Source organism: Paenibacillus sp. EB106-06-01-XG199 (assembly GCF_058791575.1).
In genome coordinates this window covers 1-25,290 of record NZ_JBYTDQ010000007.1, presented here as the reverse complement: position 1 = coordinate 25,290, position 25,290 = coordinate 1, and the positions used below count along the sequence as shown (strand labels likewise).

Annotated in this window: 18 protein-coding genes, 1 rRNA gene and 3 riboswitches; of the genes, 16 read left to right on the top strand and 3 right to left on the bottom strand. The window is 51.2% G+C overall.

Annotation, left to right across the window (positions count from 1 at the left end):
* Positions 1–137 precede the first annotated feature (137 nt).
* The gene (locus AC3WT9_RS23375) at positions 138–584 is read left to right on the top strand and encodes a MarR family winged helix-turn-helix transcriptional regulator (protein WP_341089642.1); all 447 of its coding nucleotides are present in this window, start codon (positions 138–140) and stop codon (positions 582–584) included.
* Positions 585–586: 2 nt separating this feature from the next.
* Complete coding sequence (locus AC3WT9_RS23370; protein ID WP_341089643.1) at positions 587–2,116, top strand: DHA2 family efflux MFS transporter permease subunit; 1,530 nt, start codon at positions 587–589, stop codon at positions 2,114–2,116.
* A gap of 79 nt (positions 2,117–2,195) precedes the next feature.
* On the opposite strand, the gene AC3WT9_RS23365 is transcribed toward AC3WT9_RS23370, so the two are convergent.
* Both AC3WT9_RS23365 and AC3WT9_RS23360 read right to left on the bottom strand, forming a co-directional pair.
* On the bottom strand, positions 2,196–2,498 hold the full coding sequence (locus AC3WT9_RS23365; RefSeq protein WP_341377215.1) for a zinc ribbon domain-containing protein: 303 nt from the start codon (positions 2,496–2,498) through the stop codon (positions 2,196–2,198).
* A 370-nt stretch (positions 2,499–2,868) separates the two neighbouring features.
* Positions 2,869–3,801: a helix-turn-helix transcriptional regulator gene (locus AC3WT9_RS23360; protein ID WP_492407972.1), complete on the bottom strand. Its 933-nt coding sequence runs from the start codon at positions 3,799–3,801 to the stop codon at positions 2,869–2,871.
* A 150-nt stretch (positions 3,802–3,951) separates the two neighbouring features.
* Between AC3WT9_RS23360 and AC3WT9_RS23355 the strand changes: the two genes are divergently transcribed.
* Positions 3,952–5,214 carry an MFS transporter gene (locus AC3WT9_RS23355; protein WP_341089646.1) on the top strand — a complete coding sequence of 421 codons (1,263 nt, stop codon included), beginning with the start codon at positions 3,952–3,954 and terminating at the stop codon, positions 5,212–5,214.
* 155 nt (positions 5,215–5,369) lie between these two features.
* Here the strand turns inward: AC3WT9_RS23355 and AC3WT9_RS23350 are convergent, their stop codons facing one another.
* Positions 5,370–5,999: a DedA family protein gene (locus AC3WT9_RS23350; protein ID WP_341089648.1), complete on the bottom strand. Its 630-nt coding sequence runs from the start codon at positions 5,997–5,999 to the stop codon at positions 5,370–5,372.
* Positions 6,000–6,107: 108 nt separating this feature from the next.
* On the opposite strand from AC3WT9_RS23350, the gene AC3WT9_RS23345 reads away from it, so the two are divergent.
* The 13 genes from AC3WT9_RS23345 to AC3WT9_RS23285 all read left to right on the top strand — a co-directional run.
* Positions 6,108–7,538: a polysaccharide deacetylase family protein gene (locus AC3WT9_RS23345; protein WP_341089650.1), complete on the top strand. Its 1,431-nt coding sequence runs from the start codon at positions 6,108–6,110 to the stop codon at positions 7,536–7,538.
* 200 nt (positions 7,539–7,738) lie between these two features.
* The gene (locus tag AC3WT9_RS23340) at positions 7,739–9,100 is read left to right on the top strand and encodes a DUF58 domain-containing protein (RefSeq protein ID WP_492407971.1); all 1,362 of its coding nucleotides are present in this window, start codon (positions 7,739–7,741) and stop codon (positions 9,098–9,100) included.
* Positions 9,069–11,450 carry a DUF4129 domain-containing transglutaminase family protein gene (locus AC3WT9_RS23335; RefSeq protein ID WP_492407970.1) on the top strand — a complete coding sequence of 794 codons (2,382 nt, stop codon included), beginning with the start codon at positions 9,069–9,071 and terminating at the stop codon, positions 11,448–11,450. The genes AC3WT9_RS23340 and AC3WT9_RS23335 overlap by 32 nt, the downstream gene beginning before the upstream one ends.
* A gap of 218 nt (positions 11,451–11,668) precedes the next feature.
* Positions 11,669–13,207 carry a glutamine-hydrolyzing GMP synthase gene (guaA, locus tag AC3WT9_RS23330; protein WP_341089653.1) on the top strand — a complete coding sequence of 513 codons (1,539 nt, stop codon included), beginning with the start codon at positions 11,669–11,671 and terminating at the stop codon, positions 13,205–13,207.
* 108 nt (positions 13,208–13,315) lie between these two features.
* Positions 13,316–13,642 carry a hypothetical protein gene (locus tag AC3WT9_RS23325; protein ID WP_341089654.1) on the top strand — a complete coding sequence of 109 codons (327 nt, stop codon included), beginning with the start codon at positions 13,316–13,318 and terminating at the stop codon, positions 13,640–13,642.
* 117 nt (positions 13,643–13,759) lie between these two features.
* Positions 13,760–13,859, top strand: a riboswitch (purine riboswitch).
* A 128-nt stretch (positions 13,860–13,987) separates the two neighbouring features.
* Positions 13,988–15,388 carry an NCS2 family permease gene (locus tag AC3WT9_RS23320; protein ID WP_341089655.1) on the top strand — a complete coding sequence of 467 codons (1,401 nt, stop codon included), beginning with the start codon at positions 13,988–13,990 and terminating at the stop codon, positions 15,386–15,388.
* Positions 15,389–15,563: 175 nt separating this feature from the next.
* Entirely contained in the window at positions 15,564–17,567 is a 2,004-nt protein-coding gene (locus tag AC3WT9_RS23315) for a glycosyltransferase family 39 protein (protein WP_341377220.1), read from the top strand.
* Positions 17,564–21,388, top strand: a complete 3,825-nt coding sequence (locus AC3WT9_RS23310) for a phospholipid carrier-dependent glycosyltransferase (protein ID WP_341377221.1) — start codon at positions 17,564–17,566, stop codon at positions 21,386–21,388. The genes AC3WT9_RS23315 and AC3WT9_RS23310 overlap by 4 nt, the downstream gene beginning before the upstream one ends.
* 42 nt (positions 21,389–21,430) lie before the next feature.
* Positions 21,431–22,411 carry a glycosyltransferase family 2 protein gene (locus AC3WT9_RS23305; RefSeq protein ID WP_341377222.1) on the top strand — a complete coding sequence of 327 codons (981 nt, stop codon included), beginning with the start codon at positions 21,431–21,433 and terminating at the stop codon, positions 22,409–22,411.
* Positions 22,401–22,805: a GtrA family protein gene (locus AC3WT9_RS23300; RefSeq protein ID WP_341377223.1), complete on the top strand. Its 405-nt coding sequence runs from the start codon at positions 22,401–22,403 to the stop codon at positions 22,803–22,805. The genes AC3WT9_RS23305 and AC3WT9_RS23300 overlap by 11 nt, the downstream gene beginning before the upstream one ends.
* 96 nt (positions 22,806–22,901) lie before the next feature.
* Positions 22,902–23,513: a class D sortase gene (locus AC3WT9_RS23295; protein WP_341377224.1), complete on the top strand. Its 612-nt coding sequence runs from the start codon at positions 22,902–22,904 to the stop codon at positions 23,511–23,513.
* Between the two features lie 77 nt (positions 23,514–23,590).
* Positions 23,591–23,672, top strand: a riboswitch (cyclic di-GMP riboswitch).
* A 73-nt stretch (positions 23,673–23,745) separates the two neighbouring features.
* Positions 23,746–23,828, top strand: a riboswitch (cyclic di-GMP riboswitch).
* A 13-nt stretch (positions 23,829–23,841) separates the two neighbouring features.
* On the top strand, positions 23,842–24,648 hold the full coding sequence (locus AC3WT9_RS23290; RefSeq protein WP_341377225.1) for a transglutaminase-like domain-containing protein: 807 nt from the start codon (positions 23,842–23,844) through the stop codon (positions 24,646–24,648).
* Between the two features lie 361 nt (positions 24,649–25,009).
* A 16S ribosomal RNA gene (locus tag AC3WT9_RS23285) occupies positions 25,010–25,290 on the top strand; the annotation flags it as partial.

Here is a 25,290-nt window from a genome sequence, read left to right as displayed (position 1 = left end):
GCAGAGCATGTTAGTTAAATGAAACAAAGAAAGAGTTTTTCAGAAATTTTCAGTAATTTGATTGACGGATAAATAGGTAAATAGTAAAATAGTTCGTATACGAAGTATTTATTTATCAAACTAACGGGGTGATGGTGTTGGAGGAAAAAGAACAGCAGCTTGATGATATTCTGAGCTCTTTCCGCTGTATCAATCATAATTTCCAGCAGCTTTTGTGGAAGGACGCAGAGGAGCTGCAGATTACCTCCACCCAACTGATGGTTCTGCGCAAATTGGCCATGCACCCGGACATCGGAATTACCGAGCTTGCCGACCTGCTCCATTTAGGGAACAGCGCTGCTAGCGGAGTAGTTGACCGTATGGTAAAGGCAGGACTGATCACCAGACAACGCTCTCAGAGCGACCGGCGTATATTCAATCTTGCGGTGACGGACAAAGGTCAGGAAATCCGGGAACGAAGCAAGCAGTCCATGAGAAAGCATTTGCAGCCGCTGTCCGGCATCCCTCCAGAGGATGTCAAGGAACTGCTGCGGCTTCATGGTGAAATCGTAAAAATTTTGGTACAAGGGAGAGATAAAAAGTAGCCATGAGTACAATAACTGCTAACGCTGCTGCGGAAACTAAGGCTATACGCAAAGGGCCTATCATCGCAGCGCTCTTAATTGGCGCTTTCGTCGCGTTGTTGAATCAAACGCTGATGAATGTGGCGCTTCCGAAAATGATGGAGGATCTTAACATTGTCGCCAATACGGCACAATGGCTGACCACAGGGTTTATGCTTGTGAACGGTGTGCTCATTCCAATCAGTGCTTATCTGGTGGAGAAGTTTACCACCCGCCAATTGTTTACTACAGCAATGATACTATTCTCTATAGGTACGCTTGTCTGCGGTATCGGAACCGGATTTGAAATGATTATGGTCGGCAGAGTAATCCAGGCCGTCGGTGCTGGAATTCTGATGCCGCTGATGAACATTGTGTTCCTGCGTATCTTCCCGATTGAAGAACGCGGTAAAGCCATGGGACTCATGGCGGTAGCAATGATTTTTGCCCCGGCGATCGGACCTACCCTCTCGGGCTGGGTTGTGCAAAACTATTCCTGGCGCGTACTGTTCTTTATCGTACTGCCGCTGGCCATTTTCTCCACACTGCTTGGGATGAAGACCATGCAGAACGTCGGGAAGCTGACTTCTCCGAAGCTGGATAAGACCGGCATCGTGTTCTCGACCCTTGGGTTCGGCGGACTGCTGTACGGCTTCAGTGATGCCGGAACAGACGGCTGGGGCAGCACGACTGTTATTGCCTGTCTGATCCTCGGAACCCTGGCATTGGCCCTGTTTGTATGGCGCGAGCTTACCGCCGACAAACCACTGCTCGAATTCCGCATTTTCCGTTATAACATGTACTCACTTACAACGGTAATCAATATTATTATTACCATGGCCATGTACGCAGGTATGATCCTGCTGCCAATCTATCTTCAGACCATCCGCGGCTTTACACCGATGGAATCCGGGTTGATGCTGCTGCCGGGTGCCATTCTGATGGGGATTATGTCTCCGATCACCGGAATTATCTTTGATAAGATTGGTGCAAGATGGCTGGCGGTTATCGGATTGCTGATTACCACCATTACAACATGGGAATTCAGTCAAATTACGGATTCCACAACCTATACACATCTGATCCTGACGTATACGGCGCGGATGTTCGGGATGTCGATGCTGATGATGCCGATTGTGACAGCCGGACTTAACCAGCTGCCGCAGCGGCTCAGCTCGCACGGTACAGCGATGTCGAACACGCTGCGTACGGTCGGGGGAGCACTTGGGATGGCGCTGTTTGTCAGCCTGATGACCAACCGCACGAAGAGCAATATTACGGAAGCAGTAACCAGCGGCGCTGTCTCACAGACCGATAAGGCGGCGATGCTCAAACTTACACAGGAAGCGACAATCAATGGGATTACCCATGCATTCGCCGTGGCAACCTGGGTGACTGTAGTGGCTCTGGTGCTGGCCTTGTTCATCAAGAAGACTTCACCGCAGCCGGACTTTCTGAAGACGGAAGAAGCCGAGTCTTTACAACCTCAAGCAGTTAAATCTCAACAGGCATAACTTGTGATGTACTAAAGAAGGGACTATCCAGCACCGGCGGGTGTATGGCTAGTCCCTTTTGTTATGGAGAAGACCCCGCTTACTGCACCGCGGCTGCCGTCTTCCAGCGTTTCAGTAAAGGAAGCGTCTCGGCGAGCAGCTTGTGCGCCGCAGCCTCATCCATGCCTTCCTCCACCATGAATCCGGTGCAGAGATCGGTCATACCCTGCAGTGTTATTTCAGGCTGCTTGAATTCTCCGGCTTCGTAACAGTAGATACAATAATCCTCATTCTTAGTGCCATCCTGCTCACTGCCCAGCAGCTCCGCTTCAGGCATTGGCATTCCGCAGCTCTGGCAGAATACGGCCTCATGTTGATGGGGCGAAGTCTTTTCTATATTCATATCAACACACTCCCTTAGATTTCGCGGGACGAGTTCCGCCCGCATTCCAGTCCAGTATAAACCATCAAACTAGACAGCATTCAGTCAGGTTTGTTGGAGAGTTGCTATATAGATTGAACTTATAATTCTTCTATTTTGGGACTGGCAGTGACTACAGAGAATGTTTGGACTTCCGGCCGCTGCTAGGTTTGGATTTCCTGAATTTAACTGCGAATCGCCGTAGAAATCCAAACCTTGCCCATGCGTCCGCCTGAAAGCTTTCCTACGGAAAGCTTTCAGGCGGACGCTATCGCTCCTACAGTTCCAAAATTCCCCTCCGCACTTTTCCCAAATGTATATTCTCAAGTTCAATCTACATAGCGTTTGGAAATTATTTGTATTTTGCTGCGATGCCTGCAGCGAGCTCGCCCATCCGGAGGCGGATATGTTCCGGCTCCAGCACCTCAACCGAGGTTCCGAATCCCAGCAAAAAGCTGTAAAGCCAGTTATCCTCCGGATAATGAACCCTAACGGTGTACCCGCCGCTGCCGTCCGGCTGAAGTTCAGTAGCATCGAAATAATCTTCGGCTAGATGTTTGCCTGCCGCCGAGAAATGCAGTACCACGGGCAGTGAGTCAACGGGCCGCATCCATCCTTTAGTCCAGGGGAAATCCTTCAAGGGGATATCTTGACGGACATACACCCGGTCTTCCTTCACCAGCGCTTTCATACGCAGCAGCTTGAACAGGCGGAACTCCCCCTGCTTTGCACACAGGCCGTACAAATACCAGGCTTGCCCTTTGAGCACCAGCGTGTAAGGCTCCACGGAGCGCTTGCTCATCCTGCCGTCGGCGTTCACATATTCGAAGGCGACAGTGACACCTTCCTCCAGCGCTTCCTTGAGCAGGGTTAGCCGCTCTTCCAGGGGTCCATTCAATCCCCAAGGAGAGAAATCGACGATCAACTGGGTTGTTTTGCTCCGGAAGGCGGCGGATTGGGCAGGGGGGATTACACTGCTGATTTTTTCCATCAGCAGCGTGTGTTCTCCTCCGACATAGGAAGAGACGCTTTGCAAAGCGGTGAAAATATCGGCCAGCTCACGCTCCGTCAGCAGATTGCGGTCCAGGCGGTATCCCTCCATGAGGCCAATCCCGCCGTTTGCACCCTGATAGGTTACGACAGGTATGCCAGCACTGTTAATGCTGTCGATATCGCGGTAGATGGTGCGGACGGAGACCTCGAACATGTCGGCCAGCTCCTTGGCCTGAATGAGCGGGCGGTTCATCAACAGGATGACTATGGAGAGCAAACGATCTATTTTCAAAAGATGAGTCCCTTCTTTCCCGGAGAGTTACAGTCAACCCTCATTCTATAATCTTGGTTAAAGAAAGAAAATAATACATTGTCATAAATATAATATTCGATTACTATCTAATTAGATAAATATTTAATTTCGATTGTGAGGGCTCATGAAATGACACAAACCGGAAATGGATTATCTGTTCTGGGCGGGCAGGGGTATTCCAGGCTGTTCGCAGCCGGATTAATCAATGGAATAGGCGACCGGTTCAGCAGTGTGGCCATGCTGGCGCTGGTGCTTCAACTGACCGGATCGGGAATGGCGGTAGGCATATCGCTTGGTGTAAGGGTGCTGCCCTATCTTTTTATGGCTCCGCTCGGCGGGATGCTGGCTGGCAGGCTGCCGCGCAAAACGATTATGATAGCCGTTGATATTATGCGAGTGCCTGTAGCCTTATCCTTTCTTTGGATCAATGGGGAGGACCGGCTGTGGCTGCTGTATGCAGGCAGTTTTATACTGGCAGCGGGAGAGGCGGTTTACAGTCCGGTCCGCAAGTCTTCTATCCCGCTCCTGGCTGCTCCGGGTTCATTGCTCCGCATTAATGGCCTGGAACAGCTGATGAATGGCTCTGTGCTCATTCTAGGGGCCTTTACGGGAGGGCTGGTGTCCCTTTGGTTCGGGCCGGAGACGGCATTCGTCATGAACGCCGCATCTTTTCTGGTTGCAGCTTTATTGCTATGGGGTTTGCAGTTTCCGCATAATGCCGGGAAAGCTGAAGCGGGAACAAAACATGATTCTTCTGCAGAACAGAGCGAACTAAAGCAAGGCGATAAAGGGCGCTTGCGGACGCTTAAATACGTGGCAGGGGGAAGTCTCGTGCTGCAGGTTATTATTGGTTATGAGCTGCTGGTGCCGGTTATCAACGGCTGGGACAATGTGCTGATCAGTGTGTATGCCGTGCAGGTGTTTCATGCCGGCGATGTCGGAGTCGGAGCGTTTTATGCGGCACTTGGCATCGGGCTAAGCCTCAGTTTTTTTGCCGGCCGCCTGGTGAAGAAGAGGCTGCTCGCGGTGGCGCTGGCAGGATTGCTGGCGGAAGGTTTGCTGCTGATGGGGATCAGTGCCAGCAGCCATTTTGCGGCCGCATTTCTCCTGTATATTCTGCTGTCTTTATCGGGTGGAATTGGCAATGCCTGTCTGGACACGCTGGTGATGAGAGAGACGCCGTCTTCCATGCAGCCGGTTATTTTCGGAATGCTGTCGGCGGCGGGCGGTTCACTGATTGGGATATCAATGCTAAGCGCAGGCTGGCTGCTTGACTACGTGAAACCCCGGCAATTAGGGTTTGCCGGAGGTGCCGGCTTTGCCGGAATTGCGCTGCTGCTGGGAGGATATTACCTGGTTCGCAGCAAACGAAAGAGTCTGTCCCGTATTTAAAGTCAGTAAATTCATCTCGAGTTGCATAAGAAAAGCAGCTGTCGATGCTCTTCGAAGGGTTCTTCGAATGATGCGTCAAACGGCTGCTTTTTTAATGTTTCAGGTTGCGTGGCGTCCCCGGAAACTCTCTATATTTTTTGCATTATGCTTAAGATTTAACCTTTGACCTTGCGCCGCAGCAGGCGGGCGGAAATGCCCCGGCGGTAGCGGTAAAGAAGGATCAGGGCTGCGATAGCCAGGATACCGGAGACAATCCATAGGGCATACAGCTCAAACAGGTGGAAGATGCCCATCCACTGCGGCCCGAATAATTTGCCTATGCCCAGAAAAGCCAGTACCCAGAGCAGCGCTCCTCCATAAGCATACAGGGCAAACTTGCGGAAAGGCAAAGCGATAATACCGGCGAAATAGCCGGTGAAATGCCGGACGCCGGGAATAAAATAACCGATCGAGATCAGAAAACTGCCGTAACGCTCGAACCAGCGCTGCGTTTTCTCCAGCTTGGCCGGTGAAAAGAGAAACCATTTGCCGTAGCGCTGGATAAACGGCATCCCTGCCTTGAGCCCGACGAAATAAGTAATGGTCATCCCGCTTGTTGTACCTGCAAAAGCCAGTACTACCAGTGTCATGAAATCAAGCTTGCCGGTATAGGAAAGAAAGCCTGCAAAAGCCATTGTTGTTTCCCCGGGAAAGGGCAGCGCAATAAATTCCAGCAGCAATCCGAAGAAGAGCACACTGTATCCGTAACTGGCGAACAATTCCTGTATCCATCTCAACATTTCCATAATATTGTCACTCTCCAAGGGCCGCATGCCTAATTCTATTTTGAAGCTTGTCTTCATACAATCTACCAAATGGTTCTGGAAGTGAATAGAATGCTGGAGGTAGAGAAGATGAAAGATAGCAAAAGTACCCAGATCCGCCGGATCCTTATCCGCGGGCTGCTTGCTATGGCAATTATATTATTGGTAAAGCCTGATTGGGAAACTGGACAGTCTTCGGCATCGCCGAAAATGTATCCTCTACAGGCTGGTAAAATTGAGCCTGCACTCTCTAAGAATAATCTGCCGGCTGCCCAGACGCAAGATTTGCCTGCCCCGGCTGTGAATTCAGGAGGCTCTGCCTCACCAGCCCCGGTTGTCTCCACGGCAATAACATCGACCCAAAATCTCCAGAATCCAGAAGATTCGGCAGCTATATCAGCGTTAGTCAAATCCAAGGCTGCACCCGCAGCAGCTGTGGTGGCCGCTGCCCCAAAGAAAACACAGAAGACAGTATATCTTACGTTTGACGACGGGCCCAGCAAAGTCACTGCAAAGGTGCTGGAAATACTGCGCCAGCAGGAGGTGAAGGCAACCTTCTTCGTGCTGGGAGAGCGGGCCCGGAGCAGCCCCGAGCTGATTAATGCGATTTGGGAGCAGGGGCATGTCATTGGCAATCATACCTATAATCATAATTATCATGATTTATATAGCGGATTCACAGAATTTTGGACGCAAATCAAGAAAACTGAAGAGATTGTCAGAGAGATTACCGGGGTCCGTCCACAGCTTGTCCGTGCGCCGGGAGGCACCTTCGGACATTTTGATGCAACCTATTTCGACCTGCTGAAGCAAGCGGGCTACTCGGTAATGGACTGGACAGTGGACAGCGGAGATTCCAGACGCAGGGGTGTGCCGGCGTCGGAAATCCTGCAGGGATCGGTGGCGGACATGTCTTCCTCCCAAGTCATCCTGCTGCTGCATGACGGTGCGGGACATGAAGAGAGTGCCAAAGCACTGCCCAAGATTATTGAGCGTTATAAGGCTGCCGGGTATAACTTTGGTCAGCTGGACGCAAGTCAGCAGCCTGTACACTTCAGAGTATCTGCAACTATGGCAGGCGCCAACCGCTCGAAACCTTCACAGGACTGGATTCATTCTAACATTGTGCCGAATGCCGGATTATTTGCCTCCGGCAAGCCGCTGGTCCTGGAGGTGGGCAGGCTGGAGACCAAACTGGACCCGGGAGAATACAGAATCAGCCAAGGGCAATACATGGTTCCCTTGCGCGCGGTCATTGAACGGCTGGGCGGACGGGTTAGCTGGGATAGCGCCAGCCGCAGCGGACTGATTGCCTGGAACGGGCGGAACCTGACAGTGGATGCATTACAGAAGCAGCTAAAACTTGCTTTGCCTGACGGAAGTTTGGAAACAAGCGGGGCAGAGGTGCAAATGATTGGTTCCTCTCTCTGGATATCCCTGCGGGAATTGCTCACAACAGCGGGGCATTTGCCGCAGGAGGCCCGCGCGACGGCAGAGGAGCGCAGAGTTAGAACAACTTAAGCAGCCCTTCGGCATGCCGTCCAAGTACGGGACCAAAGTAACTCCAAGGGTTTGGGCACTCTTGTTCGTGGGAAGAATAGACAGTAATAGGCTCCCGAAAGTACTTCCACGTTGATCGCGGCAGCAGGGCGGAGCTAGTCTATCGCCGAAGGAAGGGTGTCACCTTGTCCTCTTCATCATTAATAGAGCAAGAAAAAAATATGCAGCAGCAGAAGTCTGATTCTCCGGGAGACATGCTCCGGCCTGTCCCGCGAAACCGCAGCGTTTTAGGTGAATGGCTGCGGATGCTGGCTATAACGGCAGTCATCGGTGCTTTATATGCATGGCGCGGAGGTGCGTCTCTGCTGTTCCTCTTGTCGGCAGCCGGAATTCTTATGTTCGGCGGACTCCTGCTGCAGCTCTGCGGTCCACGGAAAGTGCAGATTGTCCGCCGTATATCCCCTTTGCATCCGGCAGCCGGAGATACGTTGACAGTAGAAGTACAGCTTAGCTTCTCTTCACGGATTCCACTCCCGTGGATGATCATTGCCGATTACTGGGGCGGACGGCGGCATCAGGAATTACTGTTTCCCGGGTTCCGGCGCAAATTCACTTATTCTTATGAGCTGCAGGAAGTCCCCCGGGGAACTCATCGGCTTCAGAGCTGCAGCATAAGCTGGGGAGATCTGCCGGGGCTGTTCACAGGCGGAACCAAGCCGGAGTTCAAGGACAGCTTCAAAGTGCTTCCCAGACCGCTCTATGTAGGGGCAGCTGTACCGGGGAGCGGCCTGCTGGCCGGGGATATGATGCTCATGGGCAGGGGAAGAGACAGCGGCAGTGAAGCGGCAGATCTCCGTGAGTATGCCCCGGGTGATCCGCTTAGCCGGATTGACTGGAAGAACAGCGCCCGCAAGGGAACGCTGCAGAGCAGGGTACCGGTGCGTGAACAGGGCAGGATGGCTTGTATCGTTCTTGCCAACAGCCCGGAAAATTATGAGATTCCCTACGGAGCACTCACTCCGCGCGGGCTGCGTGGCACAACAACTCCGGCATTCGAAAAAGCCGTATCTGCAGCAATGGGCCTGATGCTTGCAACGGAGCGCTCCGGCACATATGTGCAGCTGTTCAGCGGCGGATGGCCGGAAGGTATAGCCAGACATGAGGGACTCGGCAAAATCCCTGCCAGAGTGCAGGATATGCTAACGGAAATTGCTCCCGACGGTACCCGAAGCCTGAGCGGCCTGCTGGAAGATGCTTCACGGAGCTGGATTCCGGGGATGACGGTAACGGTGATCACAGGAAAGCTGGAGGAGGAATCCGCGCGGACGCTTGCCCGGTTCTTGGTACAGGGCGTGCAGGTGGAGATTTATTATGTGTGGGACCTGCCTGCTCCGGTAAATCAGCAGCATTCAACGGAGATGAAAGAATGGCCGGGGAATGGCACACAGCGTAATACCGGGACGGTAAGGGGCAGTCTGGAGCGGCTTGGAGCGCGAATCTACTGTCTGGAGAATTCCTCTCTGTCATACGGGTACAAGGGGGCGGAATTCCATGAATCTCCGGGGAAACGGACAGAACGGTAGATATCGGGGGACTGCCGGAATATCGGCTGATTCTTCCAGCACCTGGAAGGACGAAGGGCCGTTCGGCAAACCGGCAGTGACGGTTAAACCGCAGGCGGTGGATGGACAAGCTGAGAACAGTTATACCGATAACAGGGAGGACATCCCCCTGCATTATCGTTTGCTGTTCTCTTTGGCCATTATGGGTTTGTTTATGGCATGGCTGCTTCCGCTGCACAGATCCACAACTTTGCCCCCTACTGCGGAGTTGCTCGAAATTCTGATGCTCTCTGCTGCGGCACTGCTGCTATGGGGCTGCTTTAGGCTCCCGGGATTGCTGCAGCTCAGTATCCGGTCTATTCTGATTGCTCTGACTTGGCTATACACCTGCGCCAGCAGTGAAGGAATAGCGCAATTTGGCCCTTATGTTGCAGGAATTCCGGAGGACGCGGTCCTGTTGTTCACGGGACAGATTTCGCAGCTAAGTGAACACAGCCGGCTGTTGATTCTGATATTGGGCTGGGGTTTGCTGGTTTCTTCCGTGCAGCAGCTTGCGCTGTACAGAGGAAGCACGGCTCTGTTCGCAGCTGTGACTGTATGTTATCTTCTGATGCTGGATATAGGATTTGGGGTAAAGACAACCGGCGAAGTGCTGGTCTCTGCGGGACTGATTCTGTGGATGCAGGGCATGAGCGGGCTGCTGCGCCTGAAGGAGCGAACCGGCCGGGTTAGTCTTCCCTATGTCCGCTGGGGAGGTTCTGCTCTCGCAGGAGCAATGCTGCTGACGGCAGCATCCTGGATAGGCGGCCAGCTGTATGGAACGCAGCCGGCTGTACCTATTACCCTGAAGCCGGTATTTAACCAATTACAGGAATGGGCGACTGGACAAGTTCAGCGGCAGACGGAGGAGGAAATCCGGCTTGAGGCAGGAACTACAGGTTACGGTTCGGGCAAAGGTGAGCTTGGGGCAGCGCTATCCCCCAGTACAAAAGCCGTATTTACGGTCACATCCAGCCGCACGGCTTACTGGAGAGGAGAAAGCTCAGCTTATTATGATGGCCGCCGCTGGATCAGGGAAGGGACGGCATACATCCCGCTTAGTTTAACGAGCTTGCCTGCCGGGGACTTGCCGGTATTCGCTAATAACGAAGATCAGACATTGGTACAGGAAATCCAGTTTGCCGTGCCTTCCTCCGGCAACCTGCCGCTGTTCAGTGCCGGAACCGTGGTGAACGTGGAACAGGTGAGGCTGGCGGACGGCAGCCGGCTAGGCTATGTGCTGGCGAACCGGGAGAAGAATAGCTTCCGCCTGCCCGAGACGGCAAGCTCTGCGAAGATTGCCGGGTATACAGTGAGCTCTCTGTTGCCGGAGAGTGATCCGGCTGTGCTGCGCGTTCTGGGCAGCGAGGATCCAGAGTCCATTGCCGATAGTTATTTGCAGCTTCCCGCGGCAATGCCGGAGCGGGTCGCCGCATTGGCACAGCGGCTCACAGCTTCTGCCGTAAGCCGCTATGATGCCGTTGCTGCTGTACGCAATTATTTGCAGAGCGGCTACTCTTACAGCCTGCAGACTAGGATTCCGCCGGCCGGCGCCGACTTCGCCGATGATTTCATCTTCACGACGAAGCAGGGCTACTGCGTGCATTTCGCCACGGCGATGACGGTGCTGCTGCGGAGCAGCGGCATTCCGGCCCGTTATGTCCAGGGCTATGGACCGGGGACACCGGAGGCCGATTCCTCGCCGCAGCGTTATGCCGTTACCCAAGGCGATGCCCATGCCTGGGTGGAGGTCTATTTCCCCGGCGCCGGCTGGATCCCGTTTGATCCCACCCCCGGCGCTGCCCTCGCCGCAGCAGGTCCGGCGGCGGCCCCCGCTGCGGCTGCATCTGCGCCGCAGGGAACCCCCGCGTCCGCAGCTGCCGGCGCGGACATCCTGCCCGCCCTGCCGCTGGCAGGCGGGAACCCCGCGCCGCCCGCTGCTGTGGCGGCGATTGTGCTCGCCGCCGCCTGGCGCTGGCGGCGCAGCCTGGCTCTGCTGCCGGCGGCGCGCCGCGCCGGCAGCGTGAGCCGCGAGCGGCAGCTGCGCGCCGCCGCTCTGGCCTGGCACGGGCTGGCGGCGCGGTACGGCCCGCCGCTGCCCGGTGTGACGGCCAGGGAGTACGCTGCCTCCCTGAATATAGAGGACGCGGGGCTGCGCGCCGCCGTCCGGGGGTTCGTCCGCCAGTGGGAAACCCTGGCGTACAGCGGTACGGCACAGGCTCAGCGTGCCACGCCGCGTCCCGGCCCGGCGCCGCCACCGCCGGATGCAGCCGCTGCGGAGGCCGCAGGCTTTATCAGCCGCTGCCTGCTCATCATTTTTCGCCTGACCTGAGGCTTTCTGGCAGGCACCGGCTGGGCAATAAATCCTTACGGGCCGCATGGAAGCGGATACCTTGACCAAAAGATGCCATAAGTCTTTTCCGCTATCCTCAGATCGTTCAAGCGGCCGGATGAACTGCGCCAAAAGCGTAAGAGATACGTGTCCTCCTTTCCTTGACGATGAGATTTATCCATGAGTATAATGAATCCAATAATCAAGGGAGGCACGTAATGAACAAGCCAAATGAAATGATCGTCGTTCTCGATTTCGGGGGACAGTATAATCAACTTATCGCGCGCAGAATTCGGGACCTGGGGGTATACAGCGAGCTTCTGCCGTACAATACGCCAATTGAGAAGATCAAAGCACTTTCGCCGAAGGGGATCGTATTCTCCGGAGGACCAAGCAGTGTGTATGCTGAGGACGCACCACATCTGGATCCGGCTATTTATGATTTGGGACTGCCAATTTTCGGCATCTGCTACGGCATGCAGCTCATGGCTCACCAGCTCGGCGGCAAGGTGGAACGTGCAGCCAAACGCGAATACGGCAAAGCTGATGTCGATTTCGAAGCGGGAGCTGTGCTTGCAGCAGGGCTTGAGAGCAAACAGATGGTATGGATGAGCCACGGCGACCATGTAGTGGAGCTTCCGTCCGGATTTAATCTGGATGCCGGTACGGAAAGTGCGCCGATTGCCGCAATGAGCCATGCTGCCCGAAAATTCTTCGCTGTTCAGTTCCATCCGGAGGTTCGCCATTCCGTAAGCGGCAATGAGATGATTTCGAACTTCCTGTACGAGATCTGCGGCTGTGAGGGCAAATGGACGATGGAATCGTTCATTGACGATGCCATTAAGGATATCCGTGCTAAAGTCGGGGACAAGAAGGTGCTTTGCGCACTCAGCGGCGGTGTGGATTCCTCCGTTGTGGCCATGCTGATTCACCGGGCCATCGGCGATCAATTGACCTGTATGTTTATTGACCACGGCCTGCTGCGCAAAGGCGAAGCAGAGAGTGTAATGGAGACATTCGTCGGCAAGTTCGATATTCATGTCGTGAAGATCGATGCCCGCGAGCGATTCCTGGGCAAGCTGGCCGGTGTATCTGATCCCGAACAAAAACGTAAAATCATCGGCAACGAGTTTATCTATTGCTTTGACGAAGAATCGGCCAAGCTGGGTGACTTCGCATTCCTCGCCCAAGGTACACTGTACACGGATATTGTGGAGAGCGGAACAGCAACAGCACAGACTATCAAATCGCATCACAATGTCGGCGGATTGCCGGAAGACATGAAGTTCAGCCTGATCGAGCCTTTGAACACGCTGTTCAAGGATGAGGTCCGCAAACTGGGAGAAGAGCTGGGCATGCCGCGTGCCATCGTCTGGCGACAGCCATTCCCGGGTCCTGGACTTGCTATCCGCGTATTGGGCGAAGTGACCGAAGAGAAGCTGACGATTGTCCGCGACTCCGATTACATCCTGCGCGAGGAAATCATCAAGGCCGGTTTGGATCAGGAGATTTGGCAGTATTTCACTGCACTTCCTAACATGAAGAGTGTCGGGGTTATGGGAGACGAGCGCACTTATTCCTACACCGTGGGCATCCGTGCAGTAACTTCCATCGACGGTATGACCGCCGACTGGGCGCGTATCCCGTGGGATGTGCTGGAGAAGATCTCCGTGCGGATCGTCAACGAAGTGGATAACGTGAACCGCATCGTTTATGATATTACCTCGAAACCGCCTGCAACAATTGAATGGGAATAGCAATCAGTTGAATAAGAGTATATCCAGAGCCGGAACACCATTTTAACAGGGTGTTTCCGGCTTTTTTTTGTTTAATGTAAGAAAATGAATTTCGTGTCAGGTGGTAAAATGATAGCATGCAATTGCACGCAGACATTAACGAATGAATGGAGAACGGAGGCGGAGGTCAGAATAGAAGAATGCGATGGGGCAGAATACTCCGGCATTCTCGAATGTCAGGAGTGGTTTCGCGGCTGGCATGATTCAGGGAATAAGGTTCTGCAATGGGATATCCTTGAATCCTTTTTTGATGCCAAGGAGCAAACCGTAAGCAATGTTTGGCGCTTTACTTGTCTTTATGATGGCAAAACCAGCACTTTTGACGGATGCTCCATCATCTCCTGCAGTGAGCCAGAGAAATACCGCCCGTATCCTATGAGTGAGGTTCCAGATTAACCATTCCTGCAGATTTTGTCATGAAAATGTTTGATTTACGAACAATATTAAAAATATAACGCGTATTGTTCGTATTTGCCATTGACAACTTATGTGATGTACACCTAAAATGATAAAGCGTTGAGCAACATAAATATTCGTATAATTTCGGGAATCGGCCCGAAAGTCTCTACAAGGTCACCGTAATGACCTGGCTACGATTAAGAAGAGCGAGTTCCCGGACATCTTTGGCCTTTGCGCTGAAGACAGGCAGGTGAATCCTCTTTTTTCGGGCCGGTGTCTACCAAGATACCGGCTTTTCTGTTGCACGCGAGACACTCACATAGATCTTAGGGGGAGAACAATTTGAATCGCTTTTTCAAGTTGAAAGAAAACGGCACCACAGTACGCACAGAGATTATGGCCGGTCTGACCACATTCATGGCAATGGCTTACATTCTCTCGGTTAATCCCGGGACTTTGACGGCTTTTGGGCGGATTGACATGGGCTGGTATTCCGTGTTTCTGGCTACAGCGCTGGCAGCTGGTATTTTTACAATTGCCATGGGACTTTTCATTAATTTCCCGGTAGCTCTGGCGCCTGGTATGGGCCTTAATGCATATTTCGCATCCGTGGTTTTATCCTCGGCTACAACTGAACATGAATTTACCTGGCAGATGGGTCTGACTGCCGTATTCATTTCCGGTATCATCTTCATCCTGCTGACGGTAACGAGGGTGCGGCAAATATTACTCACAGCCATCCCTGACAATCTGAAGCATGCCATTACCGTGGGGATCGGGATGTTTATTACCATTATCGGATTGAAGAACAGCGGTCTTATGACTATCGGCGTTGAAGCCGGCAGCGACATTGCTGCTAACAAGTTCACTGATGTTTTGTCCTTCGAAACTGTTATTCATATGGGCAGCCTTGAAAATACCAATGTCCAGCTGGTCATCATCGGCTTGCTGCTGATTTCTATTCTGATGGTGCTGCAAGTCCGCGGCGCGATTTTGTTCGGAATTCTGGGAACTACCGTTGTCGCCATCCTCATGGGTGCAGTTGATTTCAGCTCGCTGAACAATCCACAGACGCCTTGGGTTCCTGATTTCACACAGCTGAATTTTTGGGAATTTGACTGGGAAGGCATTATGCACACCGGTATTGTTTCCGCCATTGCCACCTTTACGTTCGTAGAATTGTTTGATACCTTTGGCACGCTTGTCGGTACTGCTGAACGTGCAGGAATTATGAAGGACAAGGAAGATGGCAAGAGACGTGTCGGCAATGCGATGTTTGTTGATGCGGTTGCTGTTGCCGGTGGTGCGATGCTGGGTACTTCCACAACTACTGCTTATGTAGAAAGTGCTGCCGGGGTTGCTGAAGGCGGCCGGACAGGTCTGACTGCTGTAACAACCGGTGTTTGCTTCTTGCTTGCTCTGTTCCTTGCTCCGGTGGTTGCGCTAATTCCTGGTTCCGCTACGGCAGCGGCATTGATTGTGGTCGGCGTGCTTATGGCGCAATCGATTCGCGAGATCGACTTTCAGGATATGGTTTATGCTATTCCAGCCTTCCTGACTTTCGTCATCATGCCATTCACTTACAACATTGCCAACGGCATTTCGTTCGGGATTGTTACCTATGTAATCTTGGCTTGTGTAGCCAATCTGGCCGGCAAGAAAAAATACGATATCCACTGGATGATGTGGGTGCTTGCCGTTCTAATTGTGCTGCGCTACGTGTTGATCGGCAGCCAAGGCTAAGTTTACTTTTAATATAAACCCGAATATTACGGCTCCTTCAGTGATGAAGGGGCCGTTTTGCTATAGCAGAACAAGAATCAATGCACCTGTATCTTACAGTTTCGGCCAGGGACATCAACCGGTCCCGGTCTTTTCTTCAACCGGCATTTAGATTATATTGTTGAAGAGGTGATTAATGTTGTCCGGCATTGTTAATAGAGCGTACAGCTCCTGGAGGAACAACCCTTGGCCATTGCTGATCTTCCTGCTGGGGGCCATCGTGCGGGTGATATACATAGGGAGTATCCCTCCGGGACTTAACCAGGATGAAGCATCCATAGGCTATGATGCTTATGCTATCCTCCATTATGGGATAGACCGGAACGGCGTTCATCTGCCCATTCATCTCATTTCCTGGGGCAGCGGGCAAAATGCACTTTATGCCTATTTATCGCTGCCTTTTCTCCTGCTGTTCGGTCTGACACCACTGTCTGTGCGGGCGGTAAGTATCGTGATGGGGCTGCTGGGCATGCTATTTTTCTATTTAATTATGAGGCAGCTGTTCCCATCAAAAGTGGCGGGTCTTGCCGCCATGTCTTTTATCGCGATTAATCCTTGGCATATTATGATGTCGAGATGGGCACTGGAGTCCAACCTGCTGCCTACCCTGGTATGTATTGCGGTATATTTTGGGCTGAAATCCTTCCGCAGCGCCAAATGGACTTACGGTTTTACAATCATGCTTGCCCTGTCGCTTTATGCATACGGAACAGCCTACTTTTTTGTACCTTTATTTGCCTTAGGCACCGCACTTCTTCTATTGTATAGTAGAGCGCTAAAATTACGGACATTATTGTGGAACGGGGCACTATTTATCCTGCTGGCCCTTCCCATATTTTTATTTGTAGTTATCAACCGCTATGAACAGCAGGGGATAGCGACTCCATTCTTTTCTATTCCCAAATTAACTATGCCGCGTGTAGAAGAGGTCTCTTCCGTATTCAGCGGACAGCTGCTGCAGACCGCTGCAGACAATTTTAGTGCTTTTGGCAAAATACTACTCAGCGGAAGCGACGGCCTGCCGTGGAATTCAATCTCACCGTATGGCTATGCTTACCCGATCGCTTTGCCTTTTGCTATAGCTGGCCTTCTTGTGATGATTCATGCGCTGCGGACACGCGGCCGCGAGGGTATCCCGCATGCGGTTGTGCTGCTGTGGCTCTCCCTTGCCGTACTCATGAGCTTTATCACGACTGTGAATATCAACCGGATCAACATTATCTTTTATCCGTTGATCCTGCTGGTTGCAGCTGGTTTTACATGGCTATACCAAAAAATAAAAATTGCAGGTATCCTGTCTGCTCTTACTTTCACCATTTTGTTCGGGTCATTCACGAATGCATATTTCCGTGATTTCCCCGGGCGTATCGGTCCGGCGTTTTATGATTCGCTGGGTGAGGCGATACAATATGCATCTGAACACAGTACAGAAGACGTCTACATTACGGACGAAATCAATATGCCTTATATCTTTGTGCTGTTTTACGAAAGAATCAATCCGCATGATTTTCTGGAATCTGTTGTCTATGCCAATCCGGGGGCGGCGTTTCAGCAGGTATCTGCTTTTGGCAGATACAGGTTCGGCAAACCGGATGTTGTGACTGGGAATTCGGCATACCTCTTCAGGAATGGAACCCCCCTCCCTGAAGCCGTGGCAGGAGAGGGGACGGTCAAGCATTTTGCTAATTATAGTGTTCTTCTTGTTAAAGAGTATGCAGACGGGGGAACGCCCCTGGACACAACAGCGGATAAGGAGTTTTCAAACGGTGGTTTTGAAGAGGGGGCCGCAGGCTGGAGTTTTTCAGAGGGAACGGGGGTTGCCAGCAATAACCCGGGTGCCGGAACTTATCTTGCCTATCTTGATGCCGGTGGTGACAAAAGTGTCGTGCAGGCTTTTGCAGCACCAACAGAGCCGGGGGAATACAAGCTGGCAGCCATGGTCAGTGCCGGCGGCGAGGGTGGAAGGATCGGCTTGCGGGTGAACGGTATCGTGCAGGCTGAAGCAGAGCTGACCAAGGGAGATGAATACCATCAGATTACACTGCCGCCTGTTGCTCTAAATCAGGGAGATCGGGCAGAGATTTTCATAACCGGCGGGAACGGCTGGATTAACATTGACGAGGTGAGGTTGGAACGATGATCAAAAATACACGCGCGGCTGCTATCATTGTTTTGATGCTGTTATTGTTTGTGCTTCCGGCAACAAGCATCTATGCAGAAGGAAACTTATTGCAGAATCCAGGCTTTGAAGATGGGGAGGAGGGTGCACCCTCCAGCTGGACCAAGGATGCATGGATATCCGGAGACGGCTCCGGCGTATTGTCGGTCCAGTCTGAGGAGGTTCATTCCGGCAGTAAAGCCGCAGTCATTGAGAATCTTGAACCGAACCATCTGAAATGGGTGCAGAACATAAGCGTTGCTCCAGACAGCTATTACAAGATCTCGGGGTTTGTCAAAATCGCCAGCGCCGCAGGCCAGGGGCTGGGGGCTAATATATTCCCGGTCGGCATCGGCAGCGGGTATCCTGCTACAACGGATACTGCCGGAGACTGGCAGTATCTTGAGTTTATCGGTCAGACCGGGAAAGAGCAGACCGAACTTGGTATAGGTGCAGCCCTTGGCGGATACGCCAATTTGATTCAGGGCAAAGCTTATTTTGATGATTTGGCTGTAGAACAGCTGGATGCCGCCCCCGAGGGAACTGGCGTCATTTCGCTGGATAGCGGCGCCGCCGCCCAGGGAGGTGACAATCCGGCAGAGGAAACACCGCATAAGGTATCACCAGCCAAGCTGCTGCTGATCTCGGCGTTATTCAGTGTGTTCTTCGCTTTTCTATATAATAGAGCCTTCAGGAGCGACAGATTGCTGAAGCAGCCGGATGTGATTTATACAAGATGGCTTTATCTCATCGTTGGAGCTGCTTTAATCCTGCGGGTCTGGATTGGCCTGACTGCGCAGGGCTATCAGAATGACATGAATACCTTTATAGCCTGGGGTCAGCGCATGGTGGATTTGGGTCCGGGCAAGTTCTATGAGGAGGGGTATTTTGCAGACTATCCTCCAGGGTATTTATATATATTGTACCTGTTGGCCTCGATCCGCGGTTTATTCGGCTTGGCGCATGGCTCAGGCGGGGAAACGCTGCTCTTTAAACTGCCGGCGGTCCTTTCCGATCTGGTGCTGGGGTATTTGATTTACAAAGGCGGCCGCAAAAAGCTCGGATCAGGCATGGCAATCGGCTTAACGCTGCTCTTCCTGTTTAATCCGGCGGTGCTGATGGATTCTGCTGCCTGGGGACAGGCAGATTCGTTCTTTTTAGTGTTCCTGCTGCTTAGCATTGCCGGGGTCTCCGATAAGGCCTTTGTGCGTGCAGCGATATTTTTTGCCTTGGCCACGCTGATCAAACCGCAGGCACTTATCTTCACACCAGTCCTGCTGTTTGCCTTCTATCATCACCGGGCCTGGAAGCAGCTTGCGGTGGGGGCTCTTTACGGACTTGGGATCTTTGCCTTGCTGGCGGCACCATTCTTCTGGAATAACGGCGGGTTAGATGCGCTTATTGATCTGTATAAGAGCACGCTGTCTTCCTATCCGTACTCTACGGTTAATGCGTTTAATCTCTATGCACTGACTGACCCGATGTGGTCCCCGCTCGATTTTACATGGCTTGGGATTACATACCGAGTCTGGGGTTATGTCTGCATCCTGGCAGCGGTAGCCGTGGCGGCTTATTATTCCTTCAAGCGGGACCGCAAGGAGCTGTCCAAATCTTTCTTCATCGGCATGGTGCTGATTGTCATTATGTTTGTACTCGGAACCAAAATGCATGAGCGTTACATGTATCCGGTTCTTATTCTCTCGCTGTTCGCTTATATTGAAAGCCGGGACCGCCGTTTTCTGACGTTGTTTCTCGGATTTTCGCTGACGCAATACATTAATGTAGGCTACACGCTTGCCCATCTGAACGCCGGAAATAATCCGCCTTCGGACGGAATAGTTCTGGTTACGTCGATTGCCAATCTCGCTTTGTTGTTATATATGCTGTACATTGGGTATTCGGTGTATATCCGTAACGAAACGAAGCTGCTTCCGCTGCCTTCTGCCCCTGCAGAGAAGTATGAAGCTGATATGAAACTCGCCGGGGAGCTTCGTCCGCTTCCGCAGCCGGGTAAGAAATCCAGGTTCAGACTGCAGCGTAAAGACTGGATCTGGATGCTGGCTATTACTGCCATCTACGCAGCCCTGGCTCTTTACCACTTGGGCTCATCAAAAGCTCCCGAAACCTTATGGGAACCAGCTGCCAGCGGCGAAAGCTATTATGTCGACCTGGGCCAGAGCCGCCAGTTGGAGCGTGTCAACGTATTTGGAGGTGTCGGGACCGGTAAATTCAAACTCGAATTCAGCCAGACGCCGGATGCCTGGAGCAGTCCGCTCGATGTGAATGAGGATGTCGGCAATGTATTCATCTGGAAAAGCCAGCCGCTGAACGTTGCGGCAAGATACGTGAAACTTACAGTGACTTCACCGGGTTTTACTTTAAATGAAATGGCCTTCTACGAGCAGGGGGGCGGAAAAACTCCGCTTCCGGTTACAAGTGTCACCCCGGATGCCGGTGCAGCGCCAAAAAGAGGCGTCCCCTCCAACCTGTTTGACGAACAGTCAATCATACCTGAAAATACCGGTTTCATGAACAGCACCTATTTTGATGAGATTTACCATGCACGGACAGCTTATGAATACACGCATGGCATCGTCCCTTATGAGAATACCCACCCGCCGCTCGGCAAGCTTCTGATTGCTATCGGCATGGAGGTATTCGGTGTTAATCCGTTCGGCTGGCGGATTATCGGTACCTTGTTCGGAATCGCTATGTTGCCGCTAATCTATATCATGGCGCTGCGTTTGTTCAAAAAGAGCATTTACGCCGCCCTTGCCGCGGGACTGTTCGCACTGGATTTCATGCATTTCACGCAGACGCGGATTTCTACAATTGATGTATACGGCGTATTCTTCATCATGTTAATGTTCTATTTCATGCAGCGGTATTTCATGATGAATTTCTACCGTGTTCCGCTGCGCAAGACACTCGTCCCGCTGTTCTGGTCCGGATTGTTCTTCGGCATCGGCGTCGCCTCCAAATGGATTGTGCTCTATGGAGGAGCCGGGCTGGCCATTATGCTGGCGCTTGCCTTATTTGAACGCTATAGGGAACATAAGGCCGCTGGGCGTGTGCTGGCAGAAGGCAAATTAAGTGACCAGGAGCTCAAGGACGCCTGCCGGACGGCAGATAGTTCCTTCTGGAAGAACACCATCGTTACGCTGGCCAGCTGTGTTGTATTCTTTGTAGTTATTCCTGCCGTGATCTATAGCCTGTCCTTTATCCCTGTGCTGTCCGTAACAGCCGACGGGTTTACTGTAAAAGGCTTGATCGATGCGCAAAAGAATATGTATAACTACCACAGCCAGCTTGTCGCCACGCATCCGTTTGCTTCCTCCTGGTGGGAATGGCCGTTTATGAAAAGGCCGGTATGGTTCTTCAGCGGCGGCGAAGGATTGCCGGAAGGCAAGGTAAGCAGCATAGTCACCATAGGCAATCCGCTAATCTGGTGGACCGGGATCTTCGCGATGCTGGCTACGGTATGGGTTACCATAAAACGGAAAGACAAAAGCATGTATATGATCTGGATCGGCTTTTTCTCGCAGTATGTCCCTTGGATGCTTGTACCGCGTGAGACGTTCCTATACCATTATTTTGCGATGGTACCGTTCATGATTCTTGCTATTGTATATATCATGAGGCTGCTGGACAGCAAATACCGGGAGGCTAGGTACATCCGGTATGCATACGTGGCTGTCGCAGCCCTGCTTTTTGTACTGTTCTATCCGGTATTGTCGGGAATGGTGGTTGACAAAGAATATGTGACGGATGTGCTGCGCTGGTTCCCTTCCTGGGTATTCTAGGAAGGGAGGCGTAATGCTACAAAACTTTTAGGAGGAACAAAGGTGAATGCCAGATACAGTGTAATTGTCCCCATGTACAATGAGGAAGAAGTTATTCAATATACGTATGAGCGGCTTAAGAAAGTCATGGACGAATGCGGTGATACCTATGAACTGATCTTCGTCAATGACGGGAGCCGGGATCGCACAGCTGAGATCATGAGTGGAATCAGCAGCAGCGACGAGCATGTTAAGCTGATTGACTTCTCCCGTAACTTCGGTCATCAGGTCGCGATTACGGCCGGAATGGACTATGCGCAAGGCCAGGCTGTCGTGGTGATTGACGCGGATCTTCAAGATCCGCCCGAGGTCATTTTGCAGATGATTGCCAAGTGGAAAGAGGGCTATGAGGTAGTTTACGCCAAACGGCTGAAACGGCATGGGGAGACTATTTTCAAAAAAGTGACCGCCAAGCTCTTTTACCGTCTGCTCAGCAGCATGACCAGTGTGGAGATTCCAACCGATACAGGCGACTTCCGGCTCATCGACCGTAAAGTATGCGATGTGCTGCGCGGTCTCAAAGAGAAAAACCGCTATGTCAGAGGTTTAGTAAGCTGGGTCGGCTTCCGGCAGACGATGGTGGAATATGTGCGGGAGGAACGTTTTGCAGGTGAAACCAAATACCCGTTGAAGAAAATGATCCGGTTTGCGGTTGACGGCATCACCTCATTTTCACATAAGCCGCTGAAGATAGCCTCATATATAGGCTTCTTTCTCTCCTTCTCCAGTTTTGTGTATCTGTTCTTTGTATTGTTCCAGAGAATCTTTTTCACCTCATGGACGGTTCCGGGCTGGGCTTCCATCGTCGGCGTCAATTTGTTGTTTAACGGCATCGTGCTGATGCTGCTTGGCGTAATAGGTGAATATATTGGACGGATATATGATGAATCCAAGGATAGACCGCTGTATATCGTGCGTGAGACCAAGGGTTACCGGGGTGGAGAGCATGAGGAGCGGCAAGAGGACAATGATTATGTCAGATAGGAAGCTGAATGCGGGATTTGTCCAGTTTTTAAAATTCAATGCTGTAGGCTTACTGAATACGCTGATTGATTTCGCCGTATTTACCTTGCTGCATTCTCTGGGTATGATGAATACCCCGGCACAGATTATTTCTTATAGCGCAGGGACAGCGAACAGTTTCTTTTGGAACAAGAAGGTGACCTTTAAGGATAAGAGTCAGACTAGCAAGGACAGTTTTGACCGTATGCAATTAATCCGATTCATCATACTGAACCTGGTTGTATTGGGGATATCAGTGCTGCTGATGCATCTGCTAACGGACAAATTTGAAGTTCAGGTGCTGATTTCCAAAGTACTGGTTACGTTTGTTACCGTCATCATCAATTTCTTTGGCAGCCGTAAATGGGTATTTTAAGTAAGATGTTGGGCCGTGGAGTTTCTTTATCTTAAAGATCGGGGGGATTTGATGCGTAAGTTTTCCTATTTGATTATCATTGCAGGAGTTCTAGTTATGCTGTATCCAAAAGCGAGCGAATGGTATAACGACCGGCAGCAAGAGAAGCTGCTGAAGGAGGCTGAACAGGCTTATAGTGAGCTAGCCCCTTCGTCAGAGCCCGATCTGAAAAAGCATTACGCCGAGGTCACTGCACTGCTGGCAGAAGAATCAGCTGGAGATGAACAGGCGCAGGCTACCGAACCGGCAGAGCAGGAAATAGAGGTCGGCGGTAAAGTAACCGGAATTATCACAATCGACAAAATCGATTTGGAATTGCCCATATTGGAAGGGGCGACCAAAGCCAACATGAAGCATGCCGCAGCCCATATGAAGGAAACCGCTCCAATCGGTGAAATAGGCAATGCTGCCATAGCTGCACACAGATCCAGAACTGCAGGGAGATTATTCAACAGACTGAACGAAGTGAAGGTCGGAGATACCATTTCCGTCAAGACAAGCGATCAGGAGTATGAATATGAGGTTTATGATATCTCGATTGTTGAGCCTACGGATGTGTCTGTACTGAACGGGAATAAACAAGATAAAATCCTTACCCTCATTACATGTGATCCTTTGGTAAATCCGACCCATCGGTTGATTATCCATGCGAAAATTATAAAAATTTAAATGAATGAAGTAGAAATCTAGTGATTTAGGTCTTGTAACTAGGCATTAATATGATACTATATAACTATAAAAGCTAAACACGATAACGGCAAACCTATCGAAAGGTAGGGACGCAAAGCTAAAGGGCCTTCCCTGTAAGGATGGCAGCCAGCTACCGAATGAAGAGGCTTTTTTTGTTTGTTCTTAAGATGAATCTAGTATATTCCAATAGTAGTAGGAACAGATAAAGCTTAAACGATAACGGCAAACCTATCGAAAGGTAGGGACGCAAAGCTAAAGGGCCTTCCCGGGTATGGATGGCAGCCAGCTACCGAAAGGGGTTTTATCCATGAAGAAGTTCTATTATATGTTCTTGACCTTGTTCGTCCTGGTTACTTCAGTTCAAGTAAGCACAGCTAATGCTTCCGGCGTAGAGTCGGGCTGGTTAAATACATCGCAATTGAGCCAAGGGGTTGTCCAAGTTTCCTATGATGTTCCCAAAGACAAACGTATCAAGCTCATGATTACCAAAGACAATAAGAGCTACTCTTATAACTTATATGCCTCCAAATCTACAGAAACGTTTCCACTACAGCAGGGGAATGGCGCTTATAAAGTGTCAGTCTTAGAGAACACCAGCGGCAACAAATATAAAGTGCTTTCTTCCGAAACCGTAGACCTGAGCATGAGCAACACCAACGCCGTATATTTGAGTTCCGTACAGAATGTGAAATGGAATTCTTCCGATAAAGCAGTACTGAAAGCCAAGCAGCTCACGCAAGGGCTGACCACTGATGAAGCAAAGGTACAAGCTATCTATAATTACATCGTGGCGAATGTAAAGTACGACTACACCTTAGCAGCTAATGTTACGCAGGATTATATCCCGAACAACGATAACACACTTGCTAGTAAGAAAGGGATTTGCTACGATTATGCATCTTTGTTCGCCACCATGCTCCGCAGTGAAGGGATTCCGACGAAGCTGGTAATGGGCAATACGAGTTATGTATCTGTATACCATGCCTGGAATGAAGTATTGCTTAACGGCAAATGGGTAACGATCGATACGACAGTGGACGCCGGTTTGGGTAAGAACAAAGAAACAGGCTTCACCAAAGCGTCGAGCAAATATACAGCAGCTAAGATCTACTAATCCTGTAGAATGATGATTACCCTAAGATAACCCGCTTAATATTTAAGCCGGTTATCTTTTTTTGTTTAAGGGGTTGCTTTTTTATATTGATGTGGGGTATTATAGGTAAGCGTTGTTAGAGCGCACCCAAGTAAATAAGAAGTGGCTGAAAAGTTGGTTCAAAAAAAGCTTGCGTTTCTAAATCAAACATGATATATTATAAGAGTTGCTGGTGACGAGATAATCGGCACTGACAACGAGCTTGATCTTTGAAAACTGAACAACGAGTGAGTATGGAAATCACGTAAGTGAGATCCAAAAATTAGAGAATGTAAATTCTCGTCAGATGTTTCAAATTGAGCAATCGCTCTTTCTAAATACCAATTTGGAGAGTTTGATCCTGGCTCAGGACGAACGCTGGCGGCGTGCCTAATACATGCAAGTCGAGCGGAGTTATGAAGGAGCTTGCTCCGGATTAACTTAGCGGCGGACGGGTGAGTAACACGTAGGCAACCTACCTCTTTGACTGGGATAACTACCGGAAACGGTAGCTAATACCGGATAATTCCTTTGTTCACATGGACGGAGGATGAAAGGCGGAGCAACCTGCTACAAGGAGATGGGCCTGCGGCGCATTAGCTAGTTGGTGGGGTAACGGCTCAC

Bases quoted from the DNA above. Each gene is read 5' to 3' on its own strand.
- AC3WT9_RS23370 (WP_341089643.1), top strand. From the start codon at position 587: ATGAGTACAATAACTGCTAACGCTGCTGCGGAAACTAAGGCTATACGC.
- AC3WT9_RS23365 (WP_341377215.1), bottom strand. From the start codon at position 2,498: ATGAATATAGAAAAGACTTCGCCCCATCAACATGAGGCCGTATTCTGC.
- AC3WT9_RS23355 (WP_341089646.1), top strand. From the start codon at position 3,952: ATGACACAAACCGGAAATGGATTATCTGTTCTGGGCGGGCAGGGGTAT.
- AC3WT9_RS23350 (WP_341089648.1), bottom strand. From the start codon at position 5,999: ATGGAAATGTTGAGATGGATACAGGAATTGTTCGCCAGTTACGGATAC.
- AC3WT9_RS23345 (WP_341089650.1), top strand. From the start codon at position 6,108: ATGAAAGATAGCAAAAGTACCCAGATCCGCCGGATCCTTATCCGCGGG.
- AC3WT9_RS23340 (WP_492407971.1), top strand. From the start codon at position 7,739: ATGCAGCAGCAGAAGTCTGATTCTCCGGGAGACATGCTCCGGCCTGTC.
- AC3WT9_RS23335 (WP_492407970.1), top strand. From the start codon at position 9,069: ATGAATCTCCGGGGAAACGGACAGAACGGTAGATATCGGGGGACTGCC.
- guaA (WP_341089653.1), top strand. From the start codon at position 11,669: ATGAACAAGCCAAATGAAATGATCGTCGTTCTCGATTTCGGGGGACAG.
- AC3WT9_RS23325 (WP_341089654.1), top strand. From the start codon at position 13,316: ATGATAGCATGCAATTGCACGCAGACATTAACGAATGAATGGAGAACG.
- AC3WT9_RS23315 (WP_341377220.1), top strand. From the start codon at position 15,564: ATGTTGTCCGGCATTGTTAATAGAGCGTACAGCTCCTGGAGGAACAAC.
- AC3WT9_RS23310 (WP_341377221.1), top strand. From the start codon at position 17,564: ATGATCAAAAATACACGCGCGGCTGCTATCATTGTTTTGATGCTGTTA.
- AC3WT9_RS23300 (WP_341377223.1), top strand. From the start codon at position 22,401: ATGTCAGATAGGAAGCTGAATGCGGGATTTGTCCAGTTTTTAAAATTC.
- AC3WT9_RS23295 (WP_341377224.1), top strand. From the start codon at position 22,902: ATGCTGTATCCAAAAGCGAGCGAATGGTATAACGACCGGCAGCAAGAG.
- AC3WT9_RS23290 (WP_341377225.1), top strand. From the start codon at position 23,842: ATGAAGAAGTTCTATTATATGTTCTTGACCTTGTTCGTCCTGGTTACT.